The 22,588-nt window shown below is 71.5% G+C and carries 19 protein-coding genes; 13 read left to right on the top strand and 6 right to left on the bottom strand.

Features of this window, described 5'->3' with window-relative positions:
- The first annotated feature begins 8 nt into the window (after positions 1-8).
- The 3 genes from A3CQ_RS0146845 to A3CQ_RS0146835 all read left to right on the top strand — a co-directional run bounded on the left by A3CQ_RS0146845 (position 9) and on the right by A3CQ_RS0146835 (position 1,894).
- Positions 9-302 carry a DUF503 domain-containing protein gene (locus tag A3CQ_RS0146845; RefSeq protein ID WP_026206978.1) on the top strand — a complete coding sequence of 98 codons (294 nt, stop codon included), beginning with the start codon at positions 9-11 and terminating at the stop codon, positions 300-302.
- A 93-nt stretch (positions 303-395) separates the two neighbouring features.
- A complete protein-coding gene (gene rbfA / locus A3CQ_RS0146840; RefSeq protein WP_020517901.1) occupies positions 396-863 on the top strand; it encodes a 30S ribosome-binding factor RbfA in 468 nt (155 codons plus the stop codon).
- Positions 860-1,894: a DHH family phosphoesterase gene (locus A3CQ_RS0146835; RefSeq protein ID WP_040434202.1), complete on the top strand. Its 1,035-nt coding sequence runs from the start codon at positions 860-862 to the stop codon at positions 1,892-1,894. The genes rbfA and A3CQ_RS0146835 overlap by 4 nt, the downstream gene beginning before the upstream one ends.
- Positions 1,895-1,912: 18 nt before the next feature.
- Here the strand turns inward: A3CQ_RS0146835 and A3CQ_RS0146830 are convergent, their stop codons facing one another.
- Together A3CQ_RS0146830 and A3CQ_RS0146825 are read right to left on the bottom strand one after the other, a co-directional pair.
- Positions 1,913-3,202 carry an alpha-amylase family protein gene (locus A3CQ_RS0146830; RefSeq protein WP_020517899.1) on the bottom strand — a complete coding sequence of 430 codons (1,290 nt, stop codon included), beginning with the start codon at positions 3,200-3,202 and terminating at the stop codon, positions 1,913-1,915.
- A 12-nt stretch (positions 3,203-3,214) separates the two neighbouring features.
- Entirely contained in the window at positions 3,215-3,631 is a 417-nt protein-coding gene (locus A3CQ_RS0146825) for a MarR family winged helix-turn-helix transcriptional regulator (RefSeq protein WP_026206977.1), read from the bottom strand.
- Positions 3,632-4,187: 556 nt separating this feature from the next.
- Between A3CQ_RS0146825 and A3CQ_RS0146815 the strand changes: the two genes are divergently transcribed.
- Both A3CQ_RS0146815 and truB read left to right on the top strand, forming a co-directional pair.
- Positions 4,188-5,573 carry an MATE family efflux transporter gene (locus A3CQ_RS0146815; protein WP_084699519.1) on the top strand — a complete coding sequence of 462 codons (1,386 nt, stop codon included), beginning with the start codon at positions 4,188-4,190 and terminating at the stop codon, positions 5,571-5,573.
- A 527-nt stretch (positions 5,574-6,100) separates the two neighbouring features.
- Positions 6,101-7,018 carry a tRNA pseudouridine(55) synthase TruB gene (gene truB, locus A3CQ_RS0146810; protein ID WP_026206976.1) on the top strand — a complete coding sequence of 306 codons (918 nt, stop codon included), beginning with the start codon at positions 6,101-6,103 and terminating at the stop codon, positions 7,016-7,018.
- A 22-nt stretch (positions 7,019-7,040) separates the two neighbouring features.
- On the opposite strand, the gene A3CQ_RS0146805 is transcribed toward truB, so the two are convergent.
- Together A3CQ_RS0146805 and A3CQ_RS58330 are read right to left on the bottom strand one after the other, a co-directional pair.
- Complete coding sequence (locus tag A3CQ_RS0146805) at positions 7,041-7,421, bottom strand: response regulator (protein WP_020517894.1); 381 nt, start codon at positions 7,419-7,421, stop codon at positions 7,041-7,043.
- Positions 7,418-9,295 (bottom strand): sensor histidine kinase, encoded by a 1,878-nt coding sequence (locus A3CQ_RS58330; RefSeq protein ID WP_020517893.1) that lies wholly within the window; start codon positions 9,293-9,295, stop codon positions 7,418-7,420. The genes A3CQ_RS0146805 and A3CQ_RS58330 overlap by 4 nt, the downstream gene beginning before the upstream one ends.
- A 97-nt stretch (positions 9,296-9,392) precedes the next feature.
- Between A3CQ_RS58330 and A3CQ_RS0146790 the strand changes: the two genes are divergently transcribed.
- The 6 genes from A3CQ_RS0146790 (at position 9,393) to dapB (ending at position 16,376) form a co-directional block, all read left to right on the top strand.
- Complete coding sequence (locus A3CQ_RS0146790; protein WP_020517892.1) at positions 9,393-10,325, top strand: bifunctional riboflavin kinase/FAD synthetase; 933 nt, start codon at positions 9,393-9,395, stop codon at positions 10,323-10,325.
- A 115-nt stretch (positions 10,326-10,440) separates the two neighbouring features.
- Positions 10,441-10,710: a 30S ribosomal protein S15 gene (gene rpsO, locus A3CQ_RS0146785; protein ID WP_026206975.1), complete on the top strand. Its 270-nt coding sequence runs from the start codon at positions 10,441-10,443 to the stop codon at positions 10,708-10,710.
- A 211-nt stretch (positions 10,711-10,921) separates the two neighbouring features.
- Positions 10,922-13,261, top strand: a complete 2,340-nt coding sequence (locus tag A3CQ_RS0146780) for a polyribonucleotide nucleotidyltransferase (protein WP_020517890.1) — start codon at positions 10,922-10,924, stop codon at positions 13,259-13,261.
- 6 nt (positions 13,262-13,267) lie between these two features.
- Positions 13,268-14,620 (top strand): M16 family metallopeptidase, encoded by a 1,353-nt coding sequence (locus tag A3CQ_RS0146775; protein ID WP_026206974.1) that lies wholly within the window; start codon positions 13,268-13,270, stop codon positions 14,618-14,620.
- Between the two features lie 123 nt (positions 14,621-14,743).
- On the top strand, positions 14,744-15,640 hold the full coding sequence (locus tag A3CQ_RS0146770; RefSeq protein ID WP_020517888.1) for a phosphatase PAP2 family protein: 897 nt from the start codon (positions 14,744-14,746) through the stop codon (positions 15,638-15,640).
- The gene (dapB, locus tag A3CQ_RS0146765; RefSeq protein ID WP_026206972.1) at positions 15,633-16,376 is read left to right on the top strand and encodes a 4-hydroxy-tetrahydrodipicolinate reductase; all 744 of its coding nucleotides are present in this window, start codon (positions 15,633-15,635) and stop codon (positions 16,374-16,376) included. The genes A3CQ_RS0146770 and dapB overlap by 8 nt, the downstream gene beginning before the upstream one ends.
- Before the next feature lie 7 nt (positions 16,377-16,383).
- Here dapB and A3CQ_RS0146760 read toward each other — a convergent pair whose 3' ends face one another.
- Both A3CQ_RS0146760 and A3CQ_RS0146755 read right to left on the bottom strand, forming a co-directional pair.
- The gene (locus A3CQ_RS0146760; RefSeq protein WP_020517886.1) at positions 16,384-18,273 is read right to left on the bottom strand and encodes a LamG-like jellyroll fold domain-containing protein; all 1,890 of its coding nucleotides are present in this window, start codon (positions 18,271-18,273) and stop codon (positions 16,384-16,386) included.
- A gap of 61 nt (positions 18,274-18,334) precedes the next feature.
- Entirely contained in the window at positions 18,335-20,263 is a 1,929-nt protein-coding gene (locus A3CQ_RS0146755; protein ID WP_020517885.1) for a glycogen debranching N-terminal domain-containing protein, read from the bottom strand.
- A gap of 121 nt (positions 20,264-20,384) precedes the next feature.
- On the opposite strand from A3CQ_RS0146755, the gene A3CQ_RS0146750 reads away from it, so the two are divergent.
- Together A3CQ_RS0146750 and A3CQ_RS0146745 are read left to right on the top strand one after the other, a co-directional pair.
- On the top strand, positions 20,385-21,347 hold the full coding sequence (locus A3CQ_RS0146750; RefSeq protein ID WP_020517884.1) for a LacI family DNA-binding transcriptional regulator: 963 nt from the start codon (positions 20,385-20,387) through the stop codon (positions 21,345-21,347).
- A 12-nt stretch (positions 21,348-21,359) separates the two neighbouring features.
- Positions 21,360-22,586: a sugar ABC transporter substrate-binding protein gene (locus tag A3CQ_RS0146745; RefSeq protein WP_020517883.1), complete on the top strand. Its 1,227-nt coding sequence runs from the start codon at positions 21,360-21,362 to the stop codon at positions 22,584-22,586.
- Positions 22,587-22,588: the final 2 nt, after the last annotated feature.

Genomic DNA, 22,588 nt, shown 5'->3' with positions numbered 1-22,588 from the left:
GCTGGCTGATGTTTACCGAGACCGCAGTGTTCGACCTGCTCCTGCCCGGCGACTCGCGTTCGCTCAAGCAGAAGCGTTCCTATGTCCGCCCGATCCTCGCGATGCTGAAGAAATACGAGGTCAGCGCCGCCGAGGTGGGCCTGCACGACCTGCACGGCCGCGCCCAGATCGGCGTGGCCGTGGTCGCGCCCGACGCCGCCCAGGCCCGAGCCGTGATCGACACCTGCGAGCACCAGGTGGCCGGCCGTCCCGAGATCGACCTCCTGTCGGTCAAGCGGCGGCTGTACGGCGACGACGATTAGCGGGACGTTCGTTCGCAACAGGTGGTGGGTACGCTTCACCAGTTGGGCGGGAGCTGTTCGGGCCCGCGGGATTCACAGTCGGAGGTGGGCGATATGTCGGACCCGGCCAAGACGCGTCGGCATGCGGAGCGCGTCAGGGAACTGGTGGCGTCGCTGGTGCGTGAGATCAAGGACCCCCGGCTCGGCATGGTGACGATCACCGACGCGCGGATCACCGGCGACCTGCGCGAGGCCACCGTCTACTACACGGTCCTGGGTGACCCGACCGAGCAGGCGGCCACCGCGGCCGCTCTGGAAAGCGCCAAGGGCATGCTGCGCACCCGCGTGGGCCACGCCCTCGGCCTGCGGCACTCGCCGAGCCTCGCCTTCGTGCTCGACAACGTGCTCGACCACGCCAAGGAGATCGACGACCTGCTCGCCGAGGCCCGGTCGCGCGACGAGGAGGTCCAGCGCCTCGCCGCCGGCAAGCAGTACGCGGGCGACCCCGACCCGTACAAGTCCGAGGACGAGGACGAGGAAGAGGACGCCGAGCGGGTCGGTGCCCGGGAGGACCTCGGGTGACACCATCCTCGGGCGAGCCCGGGGGAGTGACCGACGCGGAGTGGTCCGCGGCCGTCGAGGCGGTCCGCGGGCTCACTCCGGGCCCGGAGGGCGACGAGGTCCAGCTCATCTGCCATGTGAACCCCGACGGCGACGCTCTCGGCAGCATGCTCGGGTTCGCCCTCGGGCTCCGGCGCGCCGGTTTCACCCGCGTGCGGGCGACCTTTCCGGGCACATTCGAGCTCCCCACACCGTACGAGAAGCTCCCGGGTCTTGATCTGCTCGTGCCGCAACCGGCGGCCTATGAGCGACCCGCGATGGTCATGACCTTCGACGTGGCCGCCGAGTCCCGGCTCGGCGCGCTTGCGAGCCTGCTCTCGGCGCCCTGCGTGGTCGTGCTCGACCATCACGCGTCGAACACCCGGTTCGGCCGGATCAACCTGGTCGACCCGCACGCGGCGGCCACGTCGGTGGTGGTCGACGAGCTGCTCGCCCGGCTCGGCGTGCCGCTCGACGCGGAGATCGCCGAGTGTCTGTACGTCGCGCTGGCCACCGACACCGGCTCGTTCAAGTTCGACATGACCACCCCGGCGGTGCACGAGCTCGCGGCCCGGCTGATCGCCACCGGCATCCGCCCCGGCGAGATCTCGCGGCGAGTCTTCGACACCCGGCCGTTCGGCGCGATGAAGCTGGCCGGCGAGGTGCTGGGCCGGGCCGTGCTCGACCCGGCGGCCGCGGGTGGGCACGGCATGGTGTGGACGTACGCGACGCTGGACGATCTCGCCCGCCACCACCAGCGCCCCTACGTGCTCGACTCGCTCATCGACCCGATCCGCAGCGTCGCCGAGGCCGACGTGGCCGTCGTCGTGAAGCAGTCGGCCGAGGACGAGTGGGCGGTGTCGCTGCGCAGCAAGGGCGCGGTCGACGTGAGCGCGGTGGCGGTCGCGCTCGGCGGCGGCGGTCACCGGCTGGCCGCGGGCTTCACCGGCCACGGCGCGGTCGGCGACGTGGTGGCGAAGGTACGCCCCCTGCTGGACGACCACCTGACCTAGGCGCGGATCCGGCCTCGGCTACGCGGTGGCGACCGACCAGCCGAAGGGCGGGAGTGCCGCCTCGCCGGTGCCGGGGTCGATCGTGGTCTCGCCGGCCTCGTGCCGCCACGCCCGGGCCGGGACGCCGGCCGTGGCCGGGGTGTCGCCGAAGTTGAGAGCGACCGCGACGGCGTCGCCCTCCGGGCCGGACAGCGTGTAGGAGAGGACGCCGTTGCCCAGCGAGTGCACCTCGGCGGTGGCGTGCACGAGCCAGGGGTGCCGTCGGCGGATGCCGATCAGCAGCTGGTGCAGGCGCTGGGTGTCGAGGCCGTAGTCGCCGAGATCGGCCGGGAAGGCCGGGCGGATCTCGTCGTCGCCGCCCTCGCGCTCCTGCTTGACGCCGTGCCAGCCGCGCTCGTCGCCGTAGTAGACGGACGGGATGCCGCCGACGGTGAACAGGACGGCCAGCGCGTGCGGCAGGTGCCTCGGCTCGGTGAGGCGGCTCGCGATGCGGGTCACGTCGTGGTTGCCGACGAACGTCTGCGGGGCGAACGTCGCCAGCAGCTCGTTGTGCCGGCCCAGCGCCCAGGCCAGCTCGTGCGGGTTGACGTCGTTGAGTGAGCTCCAGATCGCCTTCCACAGCTCGTACTGGGTGACCGAGTCGAGGCCGCCCTCGGTCACATAGGACGCGTAGTCGCCGTGGATGACCTCGCCGGAGAACCACGCGTCGGGGTGCTTTTCGCGGGCCCGATCGGTGACCTTGCGCCAGAACGGCAGCGGTACCGCGTACGCCGCGTCGAGCCGCCAGCCGGAGACACCCCGGTCGAGCCAATGATCGAGTACGGCGGTCACGTGATCGGCGACGGCCGGGCTCTCGTGGTTGAGGACGACCAGCTGGGAGTGCCCCTCGAAGGTGCGGAACTCGCCGCCCTCGGGCACGAACCAATCGGCGTAGGGGGAGGTGGCGCCGTGCCGGGTCACGTCGGCGAACTGGGCGTACGACCGCCCGACATGATTGAAAACCCCATCAAGCAGCACGCGTACGCCCTTGGCGGCCGCCCGGTCGACCAGATGCGCCAGGTCGTCCTCGGTGCCCAGGCGCGGGTCGATCCGGAAGTGGTCGACGGTGTCGTAGCCGTGCGTCTCGGCGGCGAAGACCGGGCCGAGCGCCAGCCCGTTGCACCCCAGCTCGAGCAGGTGGTCGAGCCAGGGGACCAGCTCGGGCAGCCGGTGGCGGGGCGCCTCGCCCGGCGGGAGGGCGGCCCGCTCGGCGCCGAGGAAGCCGAGCGGATAGACGTGCCACCAGATGGCGTAGTCGGACCAGCGCATTTCGTGCCTCTTTCAATCGGCCATGCGGGTCATCAAGCGGGCGGCCAGGACCAGCAGCTCGCGCTCGGTGTCGGTGACGTCGTCGAGCGCGATCTCGAGCCAGGCGTCGCGCCGCGCCAGGTCGCGGGCCAGGGCCTCGCGGCCGGCGTCGGTGAGGGACAGGACGCTCTGCCGGGCGTCGTGGTCGTCCCGGGTGCGGCTGATCAGCCCGTCGCGCTGCAGCTCGGCCAGCACCCGGGTCAGCGACTGCGGCTGCTGCCGGTCGGCCGCGGCCAGCGCGCCGGCCGTCATCGGGCCGCGGCGGCGCAGGTGGCCGAGGATGCTGCTCTTGTTGAGGCTGAGGCCGTCGGCCGGCCGCTCCGCGCGGAGCCGCCGGGACAGCCGCATCACCCCGAGCCGAATCTCGGAGGCCGGGTGTTCATCACTCACGTCGCTAAGTTATCCCTTACCTATTGCCTCCGCATCTCGGCAGGTCTCTGGGGAAACAATTAAGCGATGCGTAATTTTTGCCCGAGGGCTGCCGACGGTGGCCTCCGGTCCCAGGTGACTCGCGGGTAACTGTCGGGTGTCCGTCGTTCGTCTCGGAAGGTGGGAACACTGTCTCGATCCGGGGACCTGAACGATAGTTTGGTCCTTAACGGTGATTTGGTTTTGCGCGGCCGTGACCACTGCCCGCCGCGAAACCTCGAGCCACCCGGGTCCACCGATCCGGGCTGCGTCACCTTCGCCATGCGTCCGGCGACCCCGGACCGGCCCTGTGACGCCCCGCTCGACCGATTCCGTTTGGGCGCGTGCCTTTCTCGCCGCGCCCTCCCGTGTGTGGAGGACCACGATCATGGCTGCCAAGCCGAAGCCCCAGCCCACTGACGAAGCCCGCGAGCAGGCGCGCCGCGCCCTGCAGACCTCGCTCGACACCCGGCAGTAGGGCCTGTAAGCACTGAAACGAATTGCGATCCTTACGGCTGGGCGGGCATCATGAGTAACCATGAGCCCGCCTGCCCGGCCGCCGTCCTCTCCGGCTAACGCCTCTCCGGCCGCTGCTGACGCCTCGGTGCCCGAGGCCCGCCCGGCGGCGCCGACCGCCCGGGCGATCGTCCGGCTCGCGGTGCCGGCGCTCGTGGTGCTGGCCGCCGAGCCGCTCTACGTGCTCGTCGACACGGCCGTGGTCGGCCATCTCGGGCGCGTCCCGCTCGCCGCCGTCGCGGTCAGCGGCACCGTCATGTCGATGGCCGCCTGGCTCGGCACGCTCATGGCCTACGGCACCACCGGCCGCGCCGCCCGCCGCTTCGGCGCCGGCGACCGGGCCTCCGCCGTCGTCGAGGGTGTGCAGACGTCGTGGCTGGCGCTGACCATCGGCGTACTCCTGGCTCTGTTCGCCCAGGCCGGCGCCGGACCGCTCGCGCGAGCCCTGGCCGGCGACGCCGCCACCGCCGACGCCGCCGCCGGTTGGCTGCGAATAGCCGCACTCGGCGCGCCCGGCCTGCTGCTGGCCGCGGCCGGCAACGGCTGGATGCGCGGCGTGCAGGACACCCGGCGCCCGTTGCTCTTCGTGCTCGGCGCGAACGTACTCTCCGCGATCCTCTGCCCACTGCTGGTCTTCCCGGCCGGCTGGGGCCTGAGCGGCTCGGCAGTGGCCAACGTGGTCGCCCAGACCGTCGCCGGTGGATGCTTCCTGGCCGCGCTGGTCAGCGAGACCCGCGACCTGCGCCCCCGCCCACGCATCATCCTCGACCAGGTGAAACTCGGCCGCGACCTGCTGATCCGCGGCGCCGCCTTCCAGGCCTGCTTCCTCTCCGCAACGGCGGTGGCGTCACGCTTCGGCGTCGCGTCCGTCGGCGCACACCAGATCGTGCTGCAACTGTGGTTCTTCAGCGCGCTGGTGCTGGACGCCGTCGCGATCGCGGCCCAGTCGCTGGTAGGCGCGGCACTAGGCGGCGGCGACGCGCCCGCCGCCCGCGACGTAGCCAACCGCGTGACAATCGCCGGCGGCGTAGCCGGCATCGGGTTCGCCGTCCTCACGGCGTCCGGAGCCGGCGTGGTGCCCGGCTGGTTCACCCCCGACGCGGCCGTGCACGAGCAGGCAGCCGTCATCTGGCCCTGGTTCGTCGGCATGATGCCGTTCGCCGGCGTGGTCTTCGCCTTGGACGGCGTGCTGATCGGCGCCGGCGACGTCCGCTACCTGCGCAATCTCACGCTGGCGTCGGCGCTGCTCGGCTTCCTGCCAACGATCTGGCTGGCCTACGGCCTAGACCTAGGGCTGGCCGGCGTGTGGGCCGGCCTGGCCTTGTTCATCCTGATCCGCTTCGTGACAACGGTCTGGCGCTGGCGCTCAGGCCGCTGGGCGGTCCTAGGCGCAACCCGAACCGCATAACACCCCACCACCCAGGGTTTTGTTTTGATTTGGCGGCGATAGCCGCCCAGAGTGACCCAGGGTGATCTCCTCGCGACGGCAGCCCAGCCAAATCGAAAGAGGGGGTGGGACGCAAACGGGGTTTGTTTGCGTCCCACCCCCTCTTTCGATCCCCTAAGGCAGCCGCCGCGAGGAGATCACCCCACCCACCGCAAGAGAACCGCCAGGCTGATCTCCGAGCGTGGCCGGGGTGTGGGGCAGAGCCCCGCGGTCTGTCCCCCGTCCAACATGGACCTGCGCCAAAGGTGTCGACGCGCCATCGGATTCCGGGCCCCGCGTACCCTCGCCTCTCAAAACCCGCAAACCCGGTCCCGCGACGGCCCGGCCACGTAGCCTGGCGGCCCGCCGAGCGGAGAATCTCGGCCCAAAACCTCGCGTCCGAAAGTGCCCAGCGCGGATTCCACAGCGCCGCTTGACTCTGCCCCAAGGGGAGACTTCAGACTGTTGGTGGGCGGCCCCCTAGGGTGGGCGGGGTGACTACAGGTGGGGTGGCTGCGGGCGGGGTTACGGCGGGCGGGTCGAGTGCGGATGGCCTGATCGTGGTGGACAAGCCGGCGGGGATGACGTCGCACGATGTGGTGGCGCGGATTCGGCGGCTGGCCAAGACGCGGCGGGTGGGGCACGGGGGCACGCTCGATCCGATGGCTACCGGGGTGCTGATCATCGGGGTTGGGCGGGCTACGCGGCTGCTGACGTACGTGATCGGGTCGTCCAAGAGCTATGCGGCCACGATTCGGCTCGGGCAGTCGACGGTCACCGACGATGCCGAGGGTGAGGTCACGGCGGTCGGCGCGGTCGCGGGGGTGGGCGACGAGGCGATCCGGGCGGGGCTGGCGGCTCAGCGTGGCGAGATCGACCAGGTGCCCAGCGCGGTCAGCGCGATCAAGGTGAACGGGGAGCGGGCCTACAAGCGCGTGCGTGAGGGGGAGACCGTCGAGCTGCCGGCGCGCCGGGTGACCATCTCGCGGTTGGACGTGCTCGACATCCGGCGCGTTGCGGAGCCCGAGGTCATCGACGTGGAGGTCGAGGTCGACTGCTCGTCGGGGACCTACATCCGGGCGATCGCGCGGGACCTCGGCGCCGTGCTGGGGGTGGGTGGGCATCTGACCGCGCTGCGGCGTACGGCCGTCGGGCGGATGACGCTGGCCGAGGCGGTGACGCTCGACGAACTGGAGCTGCGGGCGCCCGACGTCGTGGGGCTGTCCATGAGCGAGGCGGCTCGGCAGGCGTTTCCGCAGCGTACGGCTACGGCCGAGGAGGCTCGGGTGCTCAGCCACGGTGGGCCTCTCGAGCCGGTCGGCATCGGCGGGCCGTATGCGGTCTTCGGACCGACCGGCGAGGTGCTGGCGATCGTCTCCGAGCGGGCCGGCCGGGCCCGGGCTGAGATCGTGCTGGCTCCGGCCTAGCGGGAGCGCCGACGAAAGCCGGCTAGGTGGGTAGGTGGCGGGAGACGGTGGCTACCAGGTCGGCGGCGGCGTAGGGCTTGTCCAGGAAGTCGTCGCAGCCGGCCTCGATGGCGGCGGCGCGGTCCTGGGGGAGCACGCTCGCGGTCAGGGCGACCACCGTCGGTTTCGGGCCGCCGGCGGCGGAGAGCTCGCGGGCCAGGGTCAGGCCGTTGCCGTCGGGCAGGTTCATGTCCAGCAGGATGAGGTCGACGGGCTCGACCGCGAGGTGGTCGCGGGCCGCGGCCAGGCTGATGGCGTCCACGACCTGGGCCTCGCGGACGGCCGGGTCGGTCGAGCGGGACAGGACGGCCTTGACCAGGGTGCGGTTCAGCTCTTCGTCCTCGACGAGCAGGATCTTGCTCATACTTGCTCCCTCAGCCGGGCGGCGGGATGGTTCTCGCGGGGCAGGTCGTCGACGGGTGCCGCGGGCAGCCTTACGGTGAAGACGCTGCCCTCGCCGGGCGCCGACACCAGGGTGATCTCGCCGCCGTGCGCCTCCACCAGCCGCTTGGTGAGCGCCAGGCCGAGGCCGGTGCCGGCCCGTTGCCGGTCGGGGTCGCCGACCTGCTGGAACTCCTCGAACACCCGGTCCTGGTCCTCGGGGGCGATCCCGACTCCGGTGTCGGCCACCGAGACGTACACCTCATGGCCGGCCTGGTGGGTCGAGACCGTGACCGAACCACCCGGCTCGGTGAACTTGATCGCGTTGGAGAGCAGGTTCTCGACGATCTGCCGGAAGCGGACCCGGTCGGCCATCGCGGTGACCGGCGGCAGGTCGGTGCACAGCGCGATGTTCTTGGTGCTGAACAGCGGCGACAGGCCGGTCAGCAGCTCGGTCGCCGCGGTGTCGACGCGCAGCGGGGCCGGGCGCAGGTCGAGCCGGCCCGCCTCCACCTTCGCGAGGTCGAGGATGTCGTTGATCAGGCCGAGCAGGTGCCGGCCGCTGGTGTGGATGTGGTCGACCCACTCGGCGGGCACCCGGCGCCGGTCGCCCTCCGGCTCCTCGACGCGCATCAGGTCGCTGAAGCCGATGATCGCGTTGAGCGGGGTGCGCAGCTCGTGGCTCATGTTGGCCAGGAATGCCGTCTTGGCCTGGTTGGCCCGAGTGAGCGCGTCGACCGAGACGTTCAGCGCCTCCGCGACCGCCTGGCGCTCGGCGAGGATGCCGGCCTGGCCGCCGAGCGCCGCGAGCAACCGCAGGTCGTCGTCGCTGAACAGGGTGCGGTGCTGGTTGAACAGCAGCACCGCGCCCTCGATGTCGGGCGGCACCGGCATGCCCAGCAGCGTCACGAAGTCGTCGCCGAGCGGGTCGCCGTAATGCGCGATCAGGGCCGGCGCGCCCTCGCGGAGACGGGCCGGCCGACCCGCGCGGACCAGCGCGGTGAGATCGGCCGGGCCGAGCTCGGGGTGGCTGTCCATCGGCGGGCCCGCGAACGCGGTCTGGGCGAGCTGCCCGTCGGGCCGGGGCATGAAGACGGCGACCGCGCCCGCCCCGGTCTGCTCGCGCATGATCTCGGCGTAGAGCTGCCACACCTGCGCCGGGGACTCGGTGGGCGCGCGCAGCAGGCGCTCGGTGACCTGGTGTGCGGCGCTGGCCGAGAAGACGTGGCGCAGCCAGCGCGGCGGCAGGAACGCGACCAGGTAGCCGACGCCGCTGGCCAGGGCGAGGAGCCGGCTCGCGGCGAGCACCGCCGGGTGGCCGCGCCAGAGGCCGTTCACCCCGATGAAGAAGACCATGACGGCGAACGCGAAGGTGGCGGCGGCCGCGATCATCAGCCGGGCCCGGTTCGCGCCGGCCCGGGTGCGGGCCTTGCCGAAGAGGAGAGCGGCCGGAACCGCTTCGCTGAGGCCGAAGCCGGCCACGACCGCGATCAGCGCGGCGGAATCGAGCGGGCGCGGCTCCTTGATGATCGGGATGGCCAGGGCCGCGTACGCGCAGAGGACGAGCCGGTCCAGCCAGCGCGGCACGTCCCGGAGGCGGGCGGCCAGCCGGACCGTCAAGTAGGGCTGGGCGAGCAGAACTGTCGTGGAGACGATGCTCACCCACGGCGGCAGGTCGCTCCCGATCCGGCGGGCGATGTCGACGCAGAAGACGACCGTGCACGGGAGGAAGACGAGCGTGACGCTGCCCTGCAGGGAGTCGCGCCGGCGCAGGTACCCGATCAGCGCGCGCAGGAACAGCACCGCGAAGGTGAACTCCGCCGCGAGCAGGACGAGAGCACTCCACCCGATGCGCATATCGGTCGTAATCGTATCGTTTCGGTCGCCCGGGCGAACCGTGGTCGGCCGGGCCGACCGATACGCTGTGCGCGAGAAATCGAGGAGGGCGGCGAACATGCAGCGGTGGCGGGGCTACGAGGCGGTGCCCGGCGGGTGGGGCCGGTCGGTGGTCACGATCGGCGTCTTCGACGGCGTGCACCGCGGCCACCAGGCGATCATCGGGCACGCCGTGAAGCGCGCCCACGACCTCGGCCTGCAGTCCGTGGTGATGACCTTCGATCCGCACCCGGCCGAGGTGGTGCGCCCGGGCTCGCATCCGGCCGTGCTCACCGAGCCGGTGCGCAAGGCCGAGCTGGTCGAGCGGCTCGGCGTCGACGCGCTCTGCGTGGTGCCGTTCACCCCGGCCTTCTCCCGGCTGCCGGCCGAGGCGTTCGTGCACGACGTGCTGGTCGAGGCGCTGCACGCGGCGGTCGTCGTGGTCGGCGACAACTTCCGCTTCGGGCACAAGGCGGCCGGTGATGTGGCGCTGCTCGAGCGGCTGGGGCGATCGTTCGGCTTCACGGTCGAGGAGGCGCCCCTGGTCTCGGCCGACGGCGTGGTCTTCTCCTCGACGTACATCCGCAGTTGTGTCGACGCCGGTGATGTGCGCGCCGCGGCCGCGGCACTCGGCCGGCCCCACCGCCTGGGTGGCGTGGTGGTCCGCGGCGATCAGCGCGGGCGCGAGATCGGCTTCCCGACGGCGAACCTGATGGTGCACCGGTACGCGGCGGTCCCGGCCGACGGCGTCTATGCCGCCTGGATGATCCGGGGCGGCGAGCACGCGGGTCGGCTGCCGGCGAGCGTGTCGATCGGCACGAATCCCACCTTTTCCGGCCGCGAGCGCCGGGTCGAGGCCTACGTGCTCGATTTCGCGGGCGACCTCTACGGCGAGCGGGTGAGCCTCGACTTCGTCGCCCACCTGCGGGAACAGCGGGTCTACGAGGGCATCGAACCGCTGGTCGCGCAGATCCGGGAGGACGTGGAGGAGACCCGCGCGATGCTTCGGTGACCCCCTGGTAGGGTTGGTACGACGTCGGCTACCCGACGGCCGGTTTCCGCGTGCCTGCCCGACGCCGCGGGTGCGGAAGACCGTGATCACCGGCAACACAGAATTTCTGGAGAACATGGCGCTCGATCAAGAGACCAAGACCAAGATCATCGACGAGTACAAGGCGCAGGACGGCGACACCGGCTCGCCCGAGGTCCAGGTCGCGATGCTGACCAAGCGGATCGCCGACCTCACCGAGCACCTGAAGGTGCACAAGCACGACCACCACAGCCGGCGTGGCCTGCTGCTGCTGGTCGGCCGCCGCCGCCGCCTTCTCAACTACGTTCAGAAGAAGGACATCCAGCGTTACCGGTCGCTCATCGAGCGGCTCGGCCTGCGCCGATGACCTGACGGGGGAGCTGCCGACCGGCGGCTCCCCCGGCCGGATTTGTAGCCGGCACAGAAAAACCCACGGACCCGCGCGGTTGCAGGCAAGCAGACACCGGTCCTCGGTAGTGGTTCCCAGGCAGACTTCCTGGGCACTTCGATCGAAGACCGGCAGCCTGAACACCGCGTAGCAGACCGCCGGGTCCTCGACGAAGGAGTACCGCAACAACATGACAGAGCAGAACGCTCTCGGAACCGAGTTCCGGACGGCGGTCATCGACAACGGTGCGTTCGGCACCCGCGAGGTGACCTTCTCCACCGGTCGCCTCGCCAAGCAGGCCGCCGGCTCGGTGATCGTCCAGCTGGGCGAGACCGTGGTCCTCTCCGCGACCACCGCCAGCAAGGCGCCCAAGGAGCACTTCGACTTCTTCCCGCTCACGGTGGACGTCGAGGAGCGGATGTACGCCGCGGGTCGCATCCCCGGCTCGTTCTTCCGCCGCGAGGGCCGTCCGAGCGAGGACGCGATCCTCACCTGCCGCCTGATCGACCGGCCGCTGCGCCCGTCGTTCACCAAGGGCCTGCGCAACGAGGTCCAGGTCGTCGAGACCGTCCTCGCGCTCGACCCCGCCCACCCGTACGACGTGGTCGCCATGAACGGCGCCTCGCTGTCGACCAAGCTGTCCGGCCTGCCGTTCTCGGGCCCGATCGGCTCGACCCGGGTCGCGCACATCGACGGCCAGTGGGTCGCCTTCCCGACCATCGAGGAGCTCGAGCGGGCCACCTTCGACATGGTGGTCGCCGGCCGCGTCCTCGCCGACGGCGATGTCGCGATCATGATGGTCGAGGCCGAGGCCACGCCGAACGCGGTCAAGCTGATCGCCGCCGGCGGGACCGCGCCGACCGAGGAGGTCGTCGCCGGTGGCCTCGAGGCCGCCAAGCCGGCCATCCGCGAGCTGTGCCGCGCCCAGCAGGAGCTGGCCGACGTCGCGTCGAAGCCGGCCGTCGAGTTCCCGGTGTTCCTGGACTACCAGGACGACGTCTACTCGGCCGTCAGCGAGGCGGTCCGCGAGGAGACCGCCGAGGCCCTCAAGATCGCTGCCAAGCAGGAGCGCGAGGAGGCCCTCGACCTGGTCAAGGCCAAGGCGCACGAGCTGCTCGACGAGCGGTTCGAGGGCCGGGAGAAGGAGATCTCCGCCGCCTTCCGGTCGGTCACCAAGACCGAGGTGCGCCAGCGGGTGCTGCGCGAGCAGATCCGCATCGACGGCCGCGGCCCGCGCGACATCCGGCCGCTGTCGGCCCAGGTCGGCGTGCTGCCGCGGGTGCACGGCTCGGCGCTGTTCGAGCGCGGCGAGACCCAGATCCTGGGCGTCACCACGCTGAACATGCTGCGCATGGAGCAGGCGCTGGACACCCTCTCGCCGGAGAAGTCCAAGCGCTACATGCACAACTACAACTTCCCGCCGTACTCGACCGGTGAGACCGGCCGGGTGGGCTCGCCGAAGCGCCGCGAGATCGGTCACGGCGCGCTGGCCGAGCGGGCCCTGGTGCCCGTGCTGCCGTCGCGCGAGGAGTTCCCGTACGCGATCCGCCAGGTCTCCGAGGCGCTGGGCTCGAACGGCTCGACGAGCATGGGCTCGGTCTGCGCCTCGACCCTGTCGCTGCTGCAGGCCGGTGTGCCGCTGAAGGCGCCGGTGGCCGGCATTGCGATGGGCCTGATCTCCGACGAGGTCGACGGCAAGACCCAGTACGTGGCGCTGACCGACATCCTCGGCGCCGAGGACGCGTTCGGCGACATGGACTTCAAGGTCGCCGGCACCAGCGACTTCGTCACCGCGCTGCAGCTCGACACCAAGCTCGACGGCATCCCGTCGGACGTGCTGGCCGGCGCGCTGCAGCAGGCGCACGAGGCGCGCACGACCATCCTCGGCGTGATGGAGGCGGCGATCGCCGCCCCGGCCGAGATGAGCGAGTACGCCCCGCGCGTCACCACCGTGAAGATCCCGGTCGACAAGATCGGCATGGTGATCGGCCCCAAGGGCCAGACGATCAACGCGATCCAGGACGAGACCGGCGCCGACATCTCGATCGAGGACGACGGCACGATCTACGTGGGCGCGACCAACGGCCCGTCGGCCGAGGCCGCGGTCGAGCGGATCAACGCGATCGCCAACCCGACGATGCCGAAGGCCGGCGACAAGTTCCTCGGCACCGTGGTGAAGACGGCCGCGTTCGGCGCCTTCATCTCGCTGCTGCCCGGCCGCGACGGCCTGCTGCACATCTCCAAGGTGGGCGACGGCAAGCGGGTCGAGAGGGTCGAGGACTACCTGAACGTCGGCGACAAGGTCGAGGTGCAGATCGCGGACATCGACGCCCGCGGCAAGATCTACCTCGACAAGGTCCGTCCGGAGGGCGAGGAGGCCCCGGCTCCGGCCGAGGGCCGCGAGTCCCGCCCGGCACGCGAGGAGCGCGGGCCCCGCGGCGACCGTGAGGGCGGCGGCGAGCCGCGCCGGCGTCGCCAGCGCAGCAGCGGCGGCGGCGAGCGCGGCGACCGCGCACCCCGCAGCGAGTAAACACAGGTGACAGCGAGTTCCCGCGGGCCGGCCGCTAGGCCGGCCCGCGCCAATCCTTCGGGAAAAGCCAGTACCAAAGCCCTCGACGGTGGGACTGCCCGCCGTACGGTACTGCCGAGCGGGCTGCGCATCGTCACCGAGTCGATCCCGAGCACCCGCAGCGCGTCGCTCGGCATCTGGGTCGGCATCGGCTCCCGGGACGAGACGCCGGCCATGTCCGGCGCTTCGCATTTCCTCGAGCATCTGCTGTTCAAGGGCACGCACAAGCGCACCGCGCTGCAGATCTCGGCCGAGATCGAGGCGGTCGGCGGCGAGACCAACGCCTTCACCACGAAGGAGTACACCTGCTACTACGCGCGGGTGCTCGACACCGACCTGCCGCTCGCCGTCGACGTGCTCTGCGACGCGGTGGCCGACTCGCTGCTCGACCCGGCCGACGTCGAGATCGAGCGGGGCGTGATCCTCGAGGAGATCGCCATGCACGAGGACGAGCCGAGCGACGAGGTGCACGACGTCTTCACGGAGACGATCTTCGGTAACCACCCGCTGGGGCGGCTCATCTCGGGGACCGAGGAATCGATCACCCCGATGTCCCGCAGCCAGATCAACGGCTTCTACCGGCGCCGCTACACGGCGCCGCACATCGTGGTCGCGGCCGCGGGCAACCTCGAGCACGCCACGGTCGTACGGCTGGTGCGCAAGGCGCTCGCGGGCACCGCGCTCGACTCGTCGGGGGCCGACCCGGCCGCCCCGCGCACCGGCAGCAAGCGGGTCCGCCACCAGAAGCCGCACACCGCCGTCCGCAACCGCGACACCGAGCAGGCCCACGTCGTCCTCGGCGGGGTCGGTATCGGCCGCCTCGACGAGCGGCGGTTCGCGCTGGGCGTGCTCAACAATGTGCTCGGCGGGGGCATGTCGAGCCGCCTCTTCCAGGAGATCCGGGAGAAGCGGGGCCTCGCCTACTCGGTCTACTCGTACGCCAGCCAGTACGCCGACGCCGGCCTGTTCGGCGTCTACGCCGGCTGCGCACCGGGCAAGGTCGAGGAGGTGCTCGACATCACCCGGGCCGAGCTCGAGCGGGTGGCGGCCAAGGGGCTCACGGCCGAGGAGATCGCCCGCGGCAAGGGCATGGTCAAGGGCTCGTACGTGCTGGGCCTCGAGGACTCGGGCTCGCGGATGAGCCGGCTGGCCAAGTCGGAGCTGCTCTACGGCGCCCTGATGAGCGTTGACGAGCTGCTCCACCGGGTCGACGCGGTGACCGCCGACGATGTCGACGCGATCGCGAACGATCTGCTCAACCAGCCGATGTCGCTGGCCGTGGTGGGGCCGTTCGACGAAGCGGCTTTCCCGGAGAGATAGACAGTCGTTACCGACCGGACCGGTCGCTGACCGGTCCGGTTAACCTTGGACCCCGTGACGACGCTGGAGACCCCGCCCGAGACGCCTGTCGTTCCCGATCTGCGCAGACGCCGGATCGCCGGGATGGCCATCTGGGCCGTGGCCTTCCTTCTGTTCGTGGTCGTCGTCGGCGTGCCCACCAGCGACCCGGTCGTCGCCTTCGGCTGGCTGTGGCTGGCCACCATCGCCTGGCGCAACTACCTCCCGTGGCGGGAACACCTGCTCTTCCTGCGCGACTGGCTGCCGGTCGTGCTGCTGCTGGAGTTCTACAACATCTCCCGCGGTTCCGCCGACAGGTTCTTCGCCCCGCATGTCCAGTTCATGATCGACGTGGACGAGCGCCTCTTCGGCTGGCTCACCGGCGGGCGCATCCCCACGATCTGGCTTCAGCAGCACCTGTACGAGCCGGGCCACGTCCAGTGGTGGGAGGTCGTGGTCACGCTCGTGTACGTCTCGCACTTCCTGACGGTGCCGACCGTGGCGGTGGTGCTCTGGCTGCGCAACCGCGGCCTGTCGTACCGGTTCATGCGCCGCTGGATCGCGCTGAGCCTCGCCGGCCTGGCCACGTACTTCCTCTACCCGGCCGCGCCGCCGTGGTGGGCCTGGGAGAACGGCGCGCTGAGCGAGCCGGTGCAGCGCATCTCGTCCAACGGCTTCGAGGCCATCGGGCTGCACAGCGCCGGCAACACGCTCAACGCCCTGCAGGCCGACCAGTCCAACCCGGTCGCCGCGATGCCGTCGCTGCACACGGCGTACGCGATGATGGCGGTCGCCTTCTTCCTGCCGATGGTCCGCAAGCGGTGGTGGCCGGTGCTGCTGGCCTATCCGCTGGCCATGACGTTCACCCTGGTCTACACGGGGGAGCACTACGTCGCGGACGTCCTCGTCGGCTGGGTGTACGTGGCCCTGACCTTCCTCCTGGTGGGCCTGGGGGAGCGCTGGTGGGCCCGGCGCCGTGCGTTAAGTTCAACCGGTGACTGACTCGATTCGCGTTGGTGTGCTCGGTGCCCGCGGCCGGATGGGCCTCGAGGTGTGCAAGGCGGTCGACGCCGCCGGCGATCTCGAGCTGGTCGCGATGATCGACCAGGGCGACGAGCTGTTCAGCGGCGCCGACGCCCAGGTCCTGGTCGACTTCACCAGCCCCGACGTGGTGATGGACAACCTGCGCTGGGCGATCGAGCAGGGCATCAGCGTGGTGGTCGGCACGACCGGGTTCACCGAGGAGCGGCTCGAGCAGGTGCGCGGCTGGCTGGCCGCCAGGCCCGGGGTGAGCGTGCTGATCGCGCCCAACTTCGGGATCGGCGCGCTGCTGATGATGCGCTTCTCGGCGATCGCGGCGAAGTACTTCGAGTCCGCCGAGATCATCGAGCAGCACCACCCGCGCAAGTTCGACGCCCCGAGCGGCACGTCGCAGCACACCGCCCGGCTGATCGCCGAGGCGCGCGCGGCCGCCGGCAGCCCGCCGATGCCCGACGCGACCAAGGAGGAGCTCGACGGCGCCCGCGGCGCGCTCGTCGACGGCGTCCGGGTCCACTCGGTGCGCGCGGCCGGCCTGGTCGCCCACCAGGAAGTGCTGTTCGGCAGCGCCGGCGAGACGCTGACGATCCGGCACGACTCGCTCGACCGGGTGTCGTTCATGCCGGGCGTCCTGCTCGCGGTGCGCAACGTGCGAAAGCTGCCGGGGCTGACCGTCGGCATCGACTCGCTGCTCGACTGAGCGGCGGCTACCCGCCGATCATGAATTCGCCGATCGGCAGGGGGCGGTTCACGACGCGGACGTCGCCGATCCAGCCGTGGAAGACGTTGTCGACGGCGCCGGCGTACTCATGCCCGCCGACCAGCCAGGGCAGGCCGAGCGAGGCGATGCCGACCGACAGCGTGGACGGGTTGCCGACGACCGGGCTGCCCTCGACGTACATGAGGGTGTGGCTGCCGTCGTTGACCAGGGCGACGTGCCACCAGACGTCCTCGAAGAGGCCGTGACCCCAGTTGGTGGTCGGGTGGGTCTGGCTCAGCGGGTAGAAGTTGAACTGCGGTTCGCGGCCGTTGCTCGAGATGTTGAGGCCGGCCAGCGGCTCCTGGGGGTCGGCGTTCTTGCCGGCCCGGCCGCGGCGGGTGAGCACCGACATCCAGGCGTTGTCGTCGGCGTCCCAGTCCAGCGGGATCTTGAGGAACGCCTCGATCGTGTAGCCGCCGCGGAACGTCTCGGCGTTCAGCGGGGCCGCGGGTCCCGTCGTCAGATAGGCGCCGCGCAGCGGGGTCCGGCCGCCGGCGAAGCGCAGGCTGGCGTGCGCGGGCTGCCCGGGGTGGTGATCGCTCGACCAGGACAGCGCGTCGGCGGCGCTGCCCGCGACCGCGGCGACGGTGAGGTCGTTGCCGCGTCCGGAGAGGTCCCGGACGGTCTCGCCCACGCCGACCGGGCTGCCACTCACCCCGCCGCCGTCGAACCGCCAGTACGCGAGCGTGCCGGGCACGACCATTCGGCTCGCGGGGCGGGCCGCGCGCTCCGGCACCGGGGCGAAGCCGGCGAAGCGCTTCTCGAAGTCGATCGGCATCGAGAACAGGTCGACCGGGGTGGTCAGTCGCAGGTGCTCGGCGGCCAGCGGGCTGCGTTTCGCCGGGTCCTGGGCCAGGAAGTACGGCGCGACCGTCTCGACGTCGATGACGTTGCGGGCCAGGTCGAAGTGGTAGAGCCGGAGCATGGCGGCGCCGCCGAAGTAGCGGTTCTGGTAGTTCGCGATGTGCAGGTGCACGTCGTGGCCGGCGGCGTTCTTCATGGTGGTGCGGCCGGGCGGCCAGTTGTGGCCGTTGACGGTCAGGAAGATCTGGTCGTTGCCGTCGATCAGCCGGTCCCAGAGCAGCCGGCCGTGGCGGGAGAGCATCGCGTTGTCCTCGGGGTCGCCGGACTCGTACGGGTAGACGTTGTCGTCGTACCGCGACACGACGAGGTCGTGCGTGGTCACGATCACCGGCAGCTTCGGGTGGTCCTTGATGATCTGGTCGGCCCAGGCGAAGCCGCGCGCCGACATCCGCCAGTCCAGCGCCAGCAGCAGCCACTCCCGGCCGCCGGCGCGGAAGATGTGGGCGGTGTTGTAGCCGCCCGCGTCCGACGCGGCGAACGTCCTCGAGTGCTGGTACCGCTGCGGTCCCATGGTCCGCAGGTAGGCGGTGCCGCCACGGGTGTCGTCACCGGAGACGTCGTGGTTCCCGGCCAGCACGCTGTACGCGACGCCGTTCGCATCGAGCAGGTCGAACGCCTTGCCGACCGCCGCGAACGAGGTCGCGTCGCCGTCCTGGGTCAGATCGCCGAGGTGCGCCAGGAAGACGATGTTGTCGTCCGCGCTGCCGATGACGTAGCGGAACGACTCCTCCTGTGGCTCCGGGTCGATGCTGTTCTGGCTGCCCCAGTACAGGAACTGGGTGTCCGGCATGATCGCCAGCGTGAACTGCGGGCCGGCCGGGTCCGGGTCCCACCGGCCGTCTCCGCCCGAGCGCCCGGTCGCGGACGCCGCCGACAACGACCCGAGGACCGCGGCACCCGCGCCGGCCAGCCCCGCCGAGCGCAGGAAGGCCCGCCGGCTCGGACCCGCCGGCGCTCCGTGATGATCGCTCATTGCTCCACCCCCGTCCGACGTTCGGAACCGAGCGTTCCTCGGATGGGCAGAAGACATCAAGTCAGATGAGCGTGAGATCGTCCGGCAGGCCGGTCAGTGTCGTGCCGTCGAAGGACACCGGGTGGCCGGCGATGCGCAGGCCGGTCACCGTGGGCGCGCCGGGGAGCGGCCGGAGGCGGACCACGCCGTTCGGGACGTCGGGGTCGAGGCCCAGCCAGGCCTGGAGGATCAGCACGGACGCCGCCGACGACCACGCCTGCGGGTGGCAGGCGGCCGGGTAGGGGACCGGACGGGAGAACTCGGCGCGGGCGTCGCCGCCGTGCAGCTCGGGCAGGCGGAAGCCGAACGTCTCGGCCGCCGTGAGCAGGCCGTCGATCAGGGTCAGGGCCTCGGCCGCATATCCGCCGCGGGCCAGCCCGGCCACGACGATCGCGGTGTCGTGGGTCCAGACCGAGCCGCAGTGGTACGACAGCGGCGCGAACCCGGCGTCGGCCGAGGACATCGTGCGCAGGCCGTACCCGCCGGACATCGCCGGGCCGGCCAGGGCGGCGGCGACCCGGGACTCCTCGGCCACGGTCAGCAGGCCGGTGCCGAGAAGGTGGCCGGCGTTGCTGGTCAGCGAGTCGACCGGGCGCTTGTCGCGGTCGAGGGCGAGCGCGGGGTAGCGCCCGTCGGCGACCCAGAAGGCGTTCCGGAAACGATCGGCGAGGGATGAAGCCCAGGCACGCCAGTGGTCGCCGCCGGTGCGGCCGAACGCGTCCAGCAGGGCGGCGCCGTCGAGGGCGGCCCGGTACGCGTACCCCTGCACCTCGGCCAGGGCGATCGGCGGCTCGGCCTGCCGCCCGTCGTGGAAGCGGACCGCGTCGCCCGAGTCCTTCCAGCCCTGGTTGGCCAGGCCGCGGCCGGTGAGATCGAGGTACTCCAGGAAGCCGTCGCCGTCGGGGTCGGCGTGCTCGGCCAGCCAGCCGAGCGCGGCCTCGAGATGCGGCAGCAGCGCCTCGACCGCCGCGGAATCGAGGCCCCACCGCCAGGCGTCGTGCAGCAGGCTGATCCAGAGCAGGGTGGCGTCGATCGTGCCGTAGTAGGTGGCCGGCAGCCGGTAGCCGAGCGAGACGTCGGAGCGGCGCAGCTCGTGCATGATCTTGCCGGGGGCCTCTCCGGTCTCGGGGTCGACCTTGGCACCCTGCCGGCGGGCCAGGACGCGCAGCGTGCCCAGCGCCAGGTCGGTGCCGAGCGGCAGCATCATCCGGGCCGCCCAGATGCTGTCCCGGCCGAAGAGCGTGAGGTACCACGGCACGCCGGCGCCGAGGAACGTGTCGCCGTCGTCGATCGCGGTGGTCAGGCGCAGCGCGGCCAGGTCGTCGAGGGACTGCGCGACGAGCCGCTCGAGCCGCCGGTCGCGGGCGGTGACCCCGGGCACCGCGAACGAACCGCGCGGGCCGGGGAGCATCACCGCGTCGGGGTCGTCGACCGTCGCCGACCAGTGCAGCGTCGTCGACTGGCCGGGGGCGAGCGTCACCTCCCAGGTGCGGAACGGGTCGACCCGGACGATGACGTTGCCCGGGTCCGACGACGCGGCGCGGCCGGACCGGACCGCCTCGATCGGGGCGAAGTCGCTCGCGGTCTCGACGGTGACCGTGGTGGTGACCGGGACCGTCGCGGTGGAGGCGACCTCGATCTCCTCCTCGACCGCGCCCGGCCGCACGCGGCGGGTGCGGACGACCCGGACGGTCGGGTCGGCGATCTCGTCGCCCAGCCAGCGGGCCACCGACACGAACCGGGTGGCGCCCGGGCCGGCCGGGGCCCACCCGATCGGCTCCGCCTCGCGGTCGTCGAGGCGCAGCACGGCCGCGGAGAGCACCCGTCTGTCGGCGTGGAAGACGCCCTGCACCCCGGCCGGACGGATCTGCCCGTCGGCGCCGGACAACGCCGTGGTGGGCGCCGCGATCGTGGGGACCAGGTCGTGCAGGAGGGGCTGGAGAGACCTCACGCGAACTCCTTGACAGGTCGTCCGAAGGGGTGCAATCTACGAAAACATTCCGGCAACTTGAACGATCCAATGATGCCGGATCGAAATTTGATCGTTCAACCCTAATAAAAAGGAAACCAGCGTGGAAAAGGTCACGATCGCTACGGTCGCGGTGCGGGCGGGGGTATCCCGCCAGACCGTTTCGAACGTGATCAACACCCCCGAGGTCGTACGCCCCGAGACCCGCGAACGGGTGCGCGAGGCGATCGCGTCGCTCGGCTACCGGGTCAACCAGGCCGCCCGCCAGATGCGTACCGGGCGGTCGAAGCTCCTCGCGGTGCGCATCGAGCCGGCCCGCGACGGCATCAACGGCTCGGTGCTCGACCGCTTCCTGCACGGGCTCACTGACGCCGCGACGGTGGCGGGCTATCGCGTGATGCTCTACACGGCGTCCGGCGACGACGGCGAGATCGCCACCTACGAGGAACTGCTCACCGAGTACGACCTGGACGGCTTCGTGCTGACCAGCACCCATCACGGCGACCCGCGCACCTCCTGGCTGGCCGAGCGCGACGTGCCGTTCGTGACCTTCGGCCGGCCGTGGGGCGCCCCGGACACCCACTCCTGGGTCGACGTCGACAACGCGGCCGGTACCGCGGCCGCCACCCGGCACCTGCTCGCGACCGGGCACACCCGGATCGGCTTCCTCGGCTGGCCGGCCGGCTCCGGCGTCGGCGATGCCCGGCGCGAGGGCTGGGCGTCCACCATGGCCGAGGCCGGACTGCCCACCGAAGACGTTGTCGCTGTCGACGGCGTGGACTCCGGCGCGTCGGCCGCGGAGCGCCTCACGAACGCCACCGCGGTGGTCTGCGCCAGCGACTCGCTGGCGCTGGGCGCGATGCGCGCGCTCCCCGGCCGCGCGATCGTCGGCTTCGACGACACCGCGGTCGCCCGGGCCGTCGGCCTCACCAGCGTGAGCCAGCCGCTCGCCGAGGCCGCCGGCCGCTGCATGGACCTGCTCGCCGAGCTCCTCGACGGCCGAGCCCCCACCACCCCCACCCACCTGTTGCTCCCGCCGTCCCTGGTGGTGCGCCGGACGGCCTGAAAGGAGATAGGGATGACCACGAGACTCCTCCTCGCCGCGGTCACCGCCGGCACCCTCGTCGCCGCCAGTGCCTGTGGCAGCGGCTTCGACGACAACTCCAAGACCCAGCAGAGCAGTGGCCCGGCCAGCATCCAAATCATGATCGCGTCGTCCGGCGACGCCGAGACCAAGTCCGTGCAGGACGCGGCGGCCGCCTGGGCCAAGTCCAGCGGGAACACCGCGACCGTCACCCCGGCGCAGGACATCGTGCAGCAGCTCGGGCAGGCGCTGGCCGGCAACACCCCGCCCGACGTCTTCTACGTCGACGCCGCCCGGTTCGCCGACTACGCGAGCGTCGGCGCGCTCGAGCCGTACGCGCAGGACATGGGCGGCGCGTTCCTGCCGGCGCTCAACCAGTCGTTCACCGACGGCGGCAAGCTGTACTGCGTCCCCAAGGACGTCTCCACGCTCGCCCTGGAGATCAATACGGACCTGTGGAAGAAGGCCGGGCTCACCGACGCCGACTATCCGACCACCTGGGACCAGCTGACCGCGGTCGCGCAGAAGCTCAAGATGCCCGGCGTGACGCCGCTGGCGATCGGGGACACCCGCGACCGGATCGGCGCGTTCCTCGTGCAGGCCGGCGGCTGGTGGGTGAGCAAGGACGGCAAGCAGCCGACCGCCGACACCCCGCAGAACGAGCAGGCCCTCGCCTACGTGCAGTCGCTGCTCAAGAACGGGCTCGCGAAGTACCCGAAGGCGCTGGACGCGGGCTGGGCCGGTGAGGCGTTCGGCAAGGGCAAGGCCGCCATGACCATCGAGGGCAACTGGATCAAGGGCGCGCTCACCAGCGACTTCCCGAACCTCAAGTACGTGGTGAAGGAGCTGCCGGCCGGCCCCGCGGGCAAGGGCACGCTCTCGTTCACCCAGTGCTGGGGCATCGCCGCCAAGAGCCAGCACAAGCAGCAGGCCGTCTCGTTCGTGCAGGCGGCGACCACGGCCGAGCAGCAGGCCGCGTTCACCAAGGCGTTCGGCGTGATGCCCTCGCGCACCGACGCGCAGTCCGCCTACCAGCAGCAGTACCCCGAGGACGCGCCGTTCGTGGCCGGCGCGCAGTACGCGCAGGGCCCGGTGAACGCCCCCAAGATGGACAGCGTGCTGGCCGACCTCGACGCCCAGCTCCAGGGCCTGCAGACCGGCAACCCCAAGGCGATCCTGCAGCGCTTCGACAAGAACGCCAAGACGGCCCTCGGCGGCTGAGC

Source organism: Paractinoplanes globisporus DSM 43857 (assembly GCF_000379645.1).
Lineage (GTDB): Bacteria > Actinomycetota > Actinomycetes > Mycobacteriales > Micromonosporaceae > Actinoplanes > Actinoplanes globisporus.
This window is presented reverse-complemented; position numbering and strand designations above follow the sequence as displayed.

What these genes read in the sequence shown, in the direction of transcription:
- A3CQ_RS0146845 (WP_026206978.1), top strand. Translation starts at nt 9, where the DNA reads ATGTTTACCGAGACCGCAGTGTTCGACCTGCTCCTGCCCGGCGACTCG.
- rbfA (WP_020517901.1), top strand. Translation starts at nt 396, where the DNA reads ATGTCGGACCCGGCCAAGACGCGTCGGCATGCGGAGCGCGTCAGGGAA.
- A3CQ_RS0146830 (WP_020517899.1), bottom strand. Translation starts at nt 3,202, where the DNA reads ATGCGCTGGTCCGACTACGCCATCTGGTGGCACGTCTATCCGCTCGGC.
- A3CQ_RS0146815 (WP_084699519.1), top strand. Translation starts at nt 4,188, where the DNA reads ATGAGCCCGCCTGCCCGGCCGCCGTCCTCTCCGGCTAACGCCTCTCCG.
- A3CQ_RS0146805 (WP_020517894.1), bottom strand. Translation starts at nt 7,421, where the DNA reads ATGAGCAAGATCCTGCTCGTCGAGGACGAAGAGCTGAACCGCACCCTG.
- A3CQ_RS58330 (WP_020517893.1), bottom strand. Translation starts at nt 9,295, where the DNA reads ATGCGCATCGGGTGGAGTGCTCTCGTCCTGCTCGCGGCGGAGTTCACC.
- A3CQ_RS0146790 (WP_020517892.1), top strand. Translation starts at nt 9,393, where the DNA reads ATGCAGCGGTGGCGGGGCTACGAGGCGGTGCCCGGCGGGTGGGGCCGG.
- rpsO (WP_026206975.1), top strand. Translation starts at nt 10,441, where the DNA reads ATGGCGCTCGATCAAGAGACCAAGACCAAGATCATCGACGAGTACAAG.
- A3CQ_RS0146780 (WP_020517890.1), top strand. Translation starts at nt 10,922, where the DNA reads ATGACAGAGCAGAACGCTCTCGGAACCGAGTTCCGGACGGCGGTCATC.
- A3CQ_RS0146770 (WP_020517888.1), top strand. Translation starts at nt 14,744, where the DNA reads ATGGCCATCTGGGCCGTGGCCTTCCTTCTGTTCGTGGTCGTCGTCGGC.
- A3CQ_RS0146760 (WP_020517886.1), bottom strand. Translation starts at nt 18,273, where the DNA reads ATGAGCGATCATCACGGAGCGCCGGCGGGTCCGAGCCGGCGGGCCTTC.
- A3CQ_RS0146745 (WP_020517883.1), top strand. Translation starts at nt 21,360, where the DNA reads ATGACCACGAGACTCCTCCTCGCCGCGGTCACCGCCGGCACCCTCGTC.